Here is an 8,647-nt window from a genome sequence, read left to right on the forward strand (position 1 = left end):
CGGGGCCTCCTCGATCTCCTCGATCTCCTCGAATCTCCTCGAATCTCTTCGATCTCCTCGATGCCGCCTCGGCCTCAGGACAGCAGCTCCACCTCCGCCAGCGTCGCCCCCGCGGACCCGGAGTCGAACACCAGCCGGTACTGGCTGTACGACCCGGCCCGGTCGACGGAGAACGCCCTCACCTGCCGATCCCACGCGAACGACTCACCGGACCGCGAGTCCAGGGTGCGCCACTTCTCCCCGTCGCTCGACCCCTGGAGGGTCCACCCGGTCGGCGCGGTCGTCCGGTCCTTCCCGGAGGTCAGCGTGTACTGCACCGCCTTGGTCCGCTTCGCGACGGGCAGCTCGACGGTGGTCACCGCGGCCTCGGTCCCCGAGGTGTTGTCGAAGAGCGCGCCTTCACCCAGCGACACATCCCCCCGGGGCTCCGGCACCTCCCCTCCCTTGGTGATCGACACCGGCGCGGCGTTCTTGCCGGTACCCCACCGGGACGGCTTGGACCCCATGTCGAACTCCAGGACCCCGCCCTTGGCGATCACGGAATGCGGAAGCGCGGTCGAGTTCCACGCCTTCCCATTCACCTTCAGCCCCTGCACATACACATTCTTCGTACTGTTCTTGGGCGCCTTCACCACCAACTCGCGCCCGTTCTCCAACTGCACGGTCGCCTTGGTGAACAACGGCGACCCGACCGCGTACTCCCCACTCCCCATCACCAGCGGATAGAACCCGAGGGCCGAGAAGAGGAACCACGCCGACTGCTCCCCATTGTCCTCGTCCCCGTGATACCCCTGCCCGATGTCACTGCCGGTGTAGAGCCGGGACAGCACCTCGCGCACATTCTTCTGGGTCTTCCAGGGTTCCCCGGCCGCGTCGTACATATAGAGCGCGTGATGGGCGACCTGGTTGGAGTGGCCGTACATACCCATCCGGACGTCCCGGGCCTCGGTCATCTCATGGATGACACCGCCGTAGGAGCCGACGAAATCGGGCGAGGCGGTCTCCGGAGTGGCCAGATACTCATCGAGCTTGTCGCCCAGCCCATCGCGCCCCCCGTACAGATTGGCGAGCCCGAGACTGTCCTGCGGGGCGGTGAAGGCGTACCCCCACCCATTGGTCTCGGTGTAGTCGTACCCCCACACTCTGGGGTCGTACTTCTCCGACTCCACCCGCCAGTCACCCGCGAGATCGCGCCCCTGGAAGAACCCGGCCTCCGCATCGAAGAGACTCACATACTCCTGAGCCCGGTTGAGGAAATAGGCGGCCTCTTCCTTGTACCGCTCCTCACCCGTCTCCCGGTACAGCTTCTCTCCCATCTTTCCAATGCCGAAGTCATTCAAATACCCCTCCAGCGCCCACGAAAGACCCTCGTGCGTGGCGGTGCTGGTGTAACCGAGGAAGGGCGAGGTGTCCATCCCCTTCCGCCCGACCCCGGACATCGGCGGCACGACGGTAGCGTTCTTCACAGCCGCGTCATAGGCCGCCTCCGCATCGAAGTCGACCCCCTTGACATACGCGTCGGCGAAAGCGACATCCGACGACGTACCGGTCATCAGATCGGCATACCCGGGCGACGACCACCGAGACGTCCACCCCCCGTCCTTGTACTGCTGCACAAACCCGTCCACCATCTCCCCGGCCTGCGAGGGCGAGAGCAGCGAGTAAGCGGGCCAGGTCGTCCGATAGGTATCCCAGAACCCGTTGTTGACATACACCTTGCCCTCGACGATCTTCGCGCCGGTGTGGGTCGGGGTGTCGGGCCCCGGCATGGGCGAGAACGGCGAGGCGTACTTATACGTCCCGTCGACCTTCTCGAACCCGGAGTTGGGATACAGATACAGCCGGTAGAGACTGGAATACAGGGTGGTCAACTGATCGGGCGTGGCCCCCTCGACCTCCACCTTCCCGAGAATGTCGTCCCACAGCCGCTGCGCCTTCCGCTGCACACTCTCGAACGAGGTCCCTTCCGGAGCCTCTTGACGCAGGTTGTCCTTGGCCTGGTCGACGCTGATGAGGGAGGTGGCGAGCCGCAGCGTCACCTGCCGTTCCTCCCCGGCGTCGAACCGCAGATACCCCTTCACCCCACTGGACGACCCCTCCGTCACCGGCTTGTCGAAGACGCCGTAGACAAACAGCCGCGTCGCACCCGTCGACAACCCGGACTTGACATCCGAATACCCGGTGACGACCCCGTTCTCCTTGTCGAGCGTCAGCCCGGCCTGATCGGTGACATTGTCGAACAGAACACTGGTGTCGTCGCCGGGATAGGTGAAGCGCATGACGGCGGCGTGGTCGGTCGGAGCGATCTCGGTCTTGAGCCCGTTCTCGAAGGTGACCCCGTAGTAATAGGGCCGGGCCGTCTCGTTCTCGTGCTTGAACGGCAGCGCACGGGCACTCCGCCCCAGATCCGGCGTACCACTCACCACCGACGGCATCAACTGGAACGTCTGCCGGTCCCCCATCCAGGGACTCGGCTCATGACTGGCGCTGAATGCCTGGATCGTCGGCAGATTGTCCGCGTTGTTGGCGCGAGCGTAGTCGTAGAGCCAGCTCAACGACCCGGCATTGGTGACGGGCGTCCAGAAGTTGAACCCATGGGGAACGGCGGTGGCGGGAAAGTTGTTGCCACGCGAGAACCCCCCGGAGGAATTCGTCCCACGCGTGGTGACGGCATAGTCCGAGAGATGATCCTTGGGCTTCTCAGGCTTCACCCGCTCGATCACCACATCATCCAGCCACCCCCGGAACTTCGCGGGCCCCTTGGGCGAGTCGTACCCGATCAGCACCCGGTCGACGGTCTTCCCCGCAGCGACCGACCCGATCCCCGAAACGACACTGTTCCACTGATTCACATACAGCACCTTGGAGTCACCCTGACCCCGGGGCGTGAGCGGAAACCCATGCTGATCGGTCGCCCGCAGCTCGCTCAGATAACTCCCGTCCGTAAAAACGAGATCGACAGCGACATTGGTCGCGTCATAATCCAGATCCCCGTCCGCCATGGACGGAAAGACCTTGTACGACAGCTGGGTGTCCCGCCCGACGGCCACATTCACATCGAAGACCTTGTTGTACGAGTACGCCCGCCCATCGGCGAGATGACGCCCCGCGTAGCGCAGCGCCCGCGTCCCCGTGAACCCGGCCCGCGCCTTCGCGGTGGCCGACCCCACGGGCCCGGTGTCCACCAGCGACAGCATGTCCTGCGGTACGGGGTTGTCGGTCCCGCCGGTGGAGAACTGCACATCGGCGAGTTGGGTGATCGGCCCACCGTTGTTCCGGCTGATCTCCAGCCGGAAGTGCCGGTACTCGGCGGCCTCGGCGAGATCGTACGACTTGGTCAGGAACCGCTCACCGAAGGACTGACCCTCGCGCGTATCGACGGTCGTCCACTGATCACCATCGACGGACCCCTTGAGGATCCAGTCCCTGGGATCGCGCTCGTCGTAGTCGTTGGCGGAGGTCAGCGCGTACGTCACGACCTTCGCGGGCTGGTCCAGCTCGAACTCCAGCCACGCGGTGGGCGCGAACGCCAGCCACTTGGTGACCGGCTCACCGTCGATGAGGTTCTCCTTGACCTCACCGCCACCGGTGTTCTCGGCGCTGGCCCGGACTTCGGTCACATGGTCGGTGATGTTCCCCGGGATACCGGTCGTATAGCCCCCGTCCACACCGCCCGACCGCTTGACCCCACCGGGCCCGGTGTCCACGGTGTTGAGCCAGTCGGGCGCCGGCTCACCGGACTCGAACGAGGACGAGAACTCCCGGTCGGCGGCGGCTGCGTCGGCGACGCCGGGCAGCGCGACGGCAGCGCCCTGCCCACCCGCCACCAGCGCGAAGGCGGCGGCGAGAACGACCGCCGAGCTGTATCTGTACCGGACCAGGTGCCGTGTTCTGTGCTCCATGCGCGAGCACCACCCTCCCACTGCTGGACAACGTTGTCAGCTGCTGTTCGCAAGGACCAGTAGTGGTGCAAGGGGTCAGGGATGTCAAGGGTGTTGGTCGGGGTGGTGGGGTGAGGGTGAGGCGCGTCTGGGTGGTCTTTTGCGCGAGTTGGCCAATTCCCTAGGTCGCTGCGGGGTGGGGCGGTGTGGTCAACTTGACTTCTCACAGTGACTGAGCGATTTCTGTCCGTAATTGCAGGGGGAAGGTGTGTCCATGCAGAACGTGCCTTGGGGATTACGTCTGGTGACGGACCGGTTGCCGGTGGCGCCGCCGCCCTACGCTGGCGTCGAGCTCGATCCGCTGACGCAGTTGGCCCGATACACCGACGAGGCCGGGCAGGTCGTCGAGATGGGGAAGCACGGAACGAGCAAGACGAAGGGCACGGCTTCGATGTCCGGGGGATCGGGCGGCGGTGATGGCGAGAAGCCGAAGCCGCAGGTTCAGGATGATGTGACGACCGACTACGAATCCGACTGACCGGGTGGGCCCGGCGGTGATGGTGGTGACGTCCTTGGACGACGTCACCGCCGACCTCGTCATCGAGGAACTGAACGACCTCGGTGCGCTGGTGGTGCGGGTCGATCCGGCGGACATCGGCCCTGATCTGACCTTCGGGGCCGTGCTGGGCCCTCGTGGGTGGACGGGCTCGCTGTCCACCCCGAGTCGGACGGTGGCGCTCTCGGACATCGCAGCCGTCTACTACCGGCGGCCCAGTCCTTGGCTGATGCCGCGTCTCGAAGGCTCCGGCGAGCAGACGCGCGCGTTCGCTGCGGCCGAGGCCAAGCACGGCCTCGGTGGCGTCCTGACGGCCATCCCGGGGTGTCGGTATGTGAATCACCCGGCCGCTGTCACTCGCGCGGAGTTCAAGGCGATTCAGCTCCAGACGGCGCTGGGCATCGGCCTCGTGGTTCCCCCGACGCTGATCACCAACGATGCGGAACGGGCAAGGGAATTCGTCAGGGAACACGGTCCGGTGGTCTACAAGACCTTCCGGGGGCTGCCCGCCTCGGACGACGGGCGGGCGGGGGCGATCTGGACTCAGCGGATCGACCCGGAGGCGCTGGACGAGTCCGTCGCTCTGACCGCTCACCTCTTCCAGGCCGAGGTACCGAAGACCGCGGATGCCCGTATCACCGTGGTGGGGCGGCGGGTGTTCGCCCAGCGGATCTGTGCCCCTGACGGGGCTCTGGACTGGCGCCGCGGCGACTGGGACGAACTGGAGCATCAGCCGCTCACCGTTCCCCCTGCCGTCACTGAAGCCCTGCTCGCGTACCTCAAGGTGTGCGGGCTGGTCTTCGGCTGCTTCGACTTCGCCCTGAGGGAGGACCTTCCCCGGGACGCGCCGGAGCGATTTACGTTCATCGAATGCAATCCCAATGGACAGTGGGGGTGGCTGCCCGACTCCACCGACATCGCCGGCGCCTTCGCCCGCCTCCTGATGGAAGGACCCTCATGGTGACCAGTACCGGAGACACCGAGGTCGAGCGGCGCGCGCGGCGGCTTCGCGGCGAGATGGCCGAGGCCGTGACGCGAGGCGGGCTCGAAGGCTGGCGTCCCGCGGTGGAGACGGTCCCGAGGCACCACTTCACACCCGGGTTCTACCTGCCGACCGAGAAGCCGTCACCGCAGGGCATGACGTGCTGGGAGCCGATCTCGGCCGAGCCCGATCCCGAGCGATGGCTCACCGAGACCTACACCGACCAGACTCTCATCACCCAACTCGACGGGGTCGAGCCAGACTGGGACAGTCCTGAGCCCATCGAAGGAGGCTCCCCGACCTCGTCCTCCACGCTCCCCTCCCTCGTTCTGCGGATGTGGGAGGACGCGGACCTCGCCGAGGGCCAGGACATCCTGGAGATCGGGACGGGCACGGGCTACTCCGCCGCGTTGGCCTGCGAGCGGTTCGGGTCCGACGCCGTCACCACCCTCGAAGTCGACCCTCGAAGGCTCGAACGGGCGGCCACCGCGCTGTACGGCCTCGGCTACACGCCGGATCTCGCGGTCGCGGACGGCTTGTACGGGTACTGGCCGTCGGCCCCGTTCGATCGCATCGTCGCCGCGTGCTCCGTCCGTACGGTTCCCCCGGCATGGGTCGCGCAGACGCGGCCCGGAGGGAAGATCCTCACGACCCTCGGCGGCTGGCAGTTCGGCTTCGGCCGTACGTTGCTGACGGTCCACGACGACGGCACCGCCGGCGGCCCGCTCCTGCCGGGAACGATTTCCTTCATGCTGGCCCGCCCGCACCAGGCCCCCAGCTTGGGAAACCCGGCCCACTGGATCTCGCTCCTGGCCGACGCGGACCCGACCACCACCCGTCACACCGTCGACTGGCTCACCGCCGAGACGGAGGCAGCGTTCTTCACTCGCTTTCTGATCCAGTCGGCCCTGCCGACCAGCCAGATCGCCTCGGTCGACGGCATGACATGCCTGATCGACATCGCCACCGGATCGGTGGCCGAACTCAGGTCGGCGGGAGATGAGCTGCGGGTGCGGCAGGCCGGGCCGGTGCGCCTCTGGGACCGGGCTGAGGAGGTTCTCGCCGCGCACGCGGCGGCGGGACACCCCGGCCCGGAAGCGTTCCGCTTCAGTGTCGGCGCGTCGGGGCAGTACCTCCAGCATCCGGAGATGCCCACGCTTGTGGTGGGGTGAGGGCAATCCTGCTGACGAGCCCGCTATGTGGCCTACGGCGACGAAACCGCGACCGTCTCGGTCCCAAATTCAGGTGCCGGAACCGGGCAGGCATCCCTACCCTCGCCCCATGCACCCCGAGCCCACCCTCCTGAACGTCATCGATGTGGAAGCCACCTGCTGGGACGGGCAGCCGCCGCCGGGTTCGGTGAGCGAGATCATCGAGATCGGGCTCACGGTGGTGGACGTTCCGGCGGGTCGTCGGGTGTCACGGCATCGGCTCCTGGTCCGCCCCGTCCGTTCGAGGGTGAGCGACTTCTGCACGGAGCTGACCGGGCTGACGCAGGCCGAGGTGGACCGGGGTGTCTCCTTCGCCGAGGCGTGCGGGATCCTGGTCCGGGAGTACGGGGGCGGGGAGCGGCCCTGGGCGAGCTGGGGCGAGTACGACCGCAGGCAGTTCGCCCGGCAGAGCCAGGCCGACGGGGTGGCCTACCCGTTCGGGTACCCGACGGAACGCACGCACACCAACGCGAAGGCCGTGTTCGCGGAGGCGTATCTGCTCCGCAGGAAGCCGGGTATGGGTCAGGCCCTCCAGATCGCGGGACTGCCGCTGGAGGGACGCCATCACCGGGGGGAGGACGACGCGTGGAACATCGCTGCGCTGGTCCTGGACCTGGTGGGGCGCGGGGCGTGGCCGGTCACGACCACGCCTGGGCGTCCCGCCGCTCGGGAGGGGCTATAGGCGGCTTATGAAAGCCGACCAGGCGGTACCGGTGATGGTCAGGCCGGGGCGGTGGGGCGCCTTGCTGTCGCGGACTGGGACTAGGCCAGAGGCGGTGGCTATGTCGGGGGCCCATTCGACGCAACTCCCTCCGCCGTTGCCGCTGTAGCTCGACTTGACCCACCGAACTGCGGTGTGGTCGGGGGGGTTGCTCATCAAGGAAGTTCCTCCATAACGGACCTGATGAAGTCCGCCGACTCGACTGGGGACAGCGCCGAGGCGCTCAGCAGATCGTAGGCCCACATCCGAGCCTCGACCTCTTTCTTTTCTTCCAGCAGTGTCCCCGTGGTCGTCGCCTCTTCATAGGCTACGAAGGTGCCGTCATCGAGCCGCCACAGGGCCGACAAACCGCCCGCGAGCGCGTGCCCGCCGTGGCTGAAGGGCAGTACCTGAATGCAGGTGGAAGGGGCCAGCGCGATATCCGCCAACTGGGCAAGCTGAGCGCGCATGACTGCCGGACCGCCATATCCCCGCCGTAGTACGGCCTCGTCCAAGACAGCTGCGAAGTCAGGTCGTGGGTCCCCCAGGAGCAATGCAACCCTGGACATACGCCCTATGACGAGATCTTCGATCTCGCGCTCGTCAGCCTTCGGATTGTGAGTCCGGAACTGTGCAGTCGCGTACTGCTCCGTCTGAACCAGGCCAGGGACGATCTGAGGTGCGTACTCCTTGATGACGACTGCCCGAGCCTCAAGGTCCATGCGCCGCCGGAACCTGTCGGGGTGCACCTCCTTCCGAGCCAACGAGTAGAGGTCGGTGAAGACCGTCTCGGTTCCAAAGGCTGCGTCGAGCTTTGCCGGCAGTTCCGGCGGCACTGGGGATTCAGCGTGCTCGATGCGAGATAGGTGGGCCTTCGAGATGTTCACGACACCTGACAGGGCATCAAGACTCATGCCCGCCTGATTTCTGTAGTGGCGAAGCTTGGCGCCGAACATGTGCCGGGCTGAACGATCCGGAGTCAACGGCTTAGGAAGTGCGGCCACGTGCAATCCCCTTGTTCCATCATGCAAGTCGGGACATGAACCAGTGGAGATCCTACGGCGCTAGCTGTGACGCTTGGAGCACACACGGTGAACAGTGCACGTGAGAGAGGTATCTCCATGCCCGACCCCACCCCCCAACCCACCACAACCACAACCACAACAACCACCACCACCCAAGGCCCCCTCCACATCCGCACCGGCGGAGCCACCCCCACCCTCAACGCCTCCCAAGACGCCTACGAGTCCCTCCTGGACCTCCTCACCCGCCTCGGCGTCACCCCCACCCACGCCCGCGTCGACTGGGCCACCGACG

At 66.5% G+C, this 8,647-nt stretch carries 8 protein-coding genes; 5 read left to right on the top strand and 3 right to left on the bottom strand.

Annotated features, from left to right (window positions below; all coding sequences use genetic code 11):
* Window positions 1-74 precede the first annotated feature (74 nt).
* A complete protein-coding gene (locus ABZX40_RS40160; protein WP_355750462.1) occupies window positions 75-3,902 on the bottom strand; it encodes a GH92 family glycosyl hydrolase in 3,828 nt (1,275 codons plus the stop codon).
* Window positions 3,903-4,155: 253 nt separating this feature from the next.
* On the opposite strand from ABZX40_RS40160, the gene tgmA reads away from it, so the two are divergent.
* The 4 genes from tgmA to ABZX40_RS40180 all read left to right on the top strand — a co-directional run bounded on the left by tgmA (window position 4,156) and on the right by ABZX40_RS40180 (window position 7,312).
* Window positions 4,156-4,419: a putative ATP-grasp-modified RiPP gene (gene tgmA, locus ABZX40_RS40165; protein WP_355750459.1), complete on the top strand. Its 264-nt coding sequence runs from the start codon at window positions 4,156-4,158 to the stop codon at window positions 4,417-4,419.
* Between the two features lie 19 nt (window positions 4,420-4,438).
* Window positions 4,439-5,401 carry an ATP-grasp ribosomal peptide maturase gene (tgmB, locus tag ABZX40_RS40170; protein ID WP_355750457.1) on the top strand — a complete coding sequence of 321 codons (963 nt, stop codon included), beginning with the start codon at window positions 4,439-4,441 and terminating at the stop codon, window positions 5,399-5,401.
* Window positions 5,395-6,591: an ATP-grasp peptide maturase system methyltransferase gene (gene tgmC, locus ABZX40_RS40175; protein ID WP_355750454.1), complete on the top strand. Its 1,197-nt coding sequence runs from the start codon at window positions 5,395-5,397 to the stop codon at window positions 6,589-6,591. Before tgmB ends, tgmC begins: the two co-directional genes overlap by 7 nt.
* A gap of 109 nt (window positions 6,592-6,700) precedes the next feature.
* A complete protein-coding gene (locus tag ABZX40_RS40180) occupies window positions 6,701-7,312 on the top strand; it encodes a 3'-5' exonuclease (protein WP_355750451.1) in 612 nt (203 codons plus the stop codon).
* On the opposite strand, the gene ABZX40_RS40185 is transcribed toward ABZX40_RS40180, so the two are convergent.
* Window positions 7,307-7,507, bottom strand: coding sequence for a DUF397 domain-containing protein (locus tag ABZX40_RS40185; RefSeq protein WP_355750448.1), 201 nt, complete (start codon window positions 7,505-7,507; stop codon window positions 7,307-7,309). The two genes, ABZX40_RS40180 and ABZX40_RS40185, sit on opposite strands and share 6 nt — an antisense overlap.
* Window positions 7,507-8,286 (bottom strand): helix-turn-helix transcriptional regulator, encoded by a 780-nt coding sequence (locus ABZX40_RS40190; protein WP_355750445.1) that lies wholly within the window; start codon window positions 8,284-8,286, stop codon window positions 7,507-7,509. Before ABZX40_RS40190 ends, ABZX40_RS40185 begins: the two co-directional genes overlap by 1 nt.
* A 165-nt stretch (window positions 8,287-8,451) precedes the next feature.
* Here ABZX40_RS40190 and ABZX40_RS40195 point away from each other — a divergent pair.
* A partial coding sequence (locus tag ABZX40_RS40195; protein WP_355750443.1) for a hypothetical protein occupies window positions 8,452-8,647 on the top strand: 196 nt, incomplete at its 3' end.

Source organism: Streptomyces sp. NPDC004610 (assembly GCF_040609715.1).
Taxonomy (GTDB): domain Bacteria; phylum Actinomycetota; class Actinomycetes; order Streptomycetales; family Streptomycetaceae; genus Streptomyces.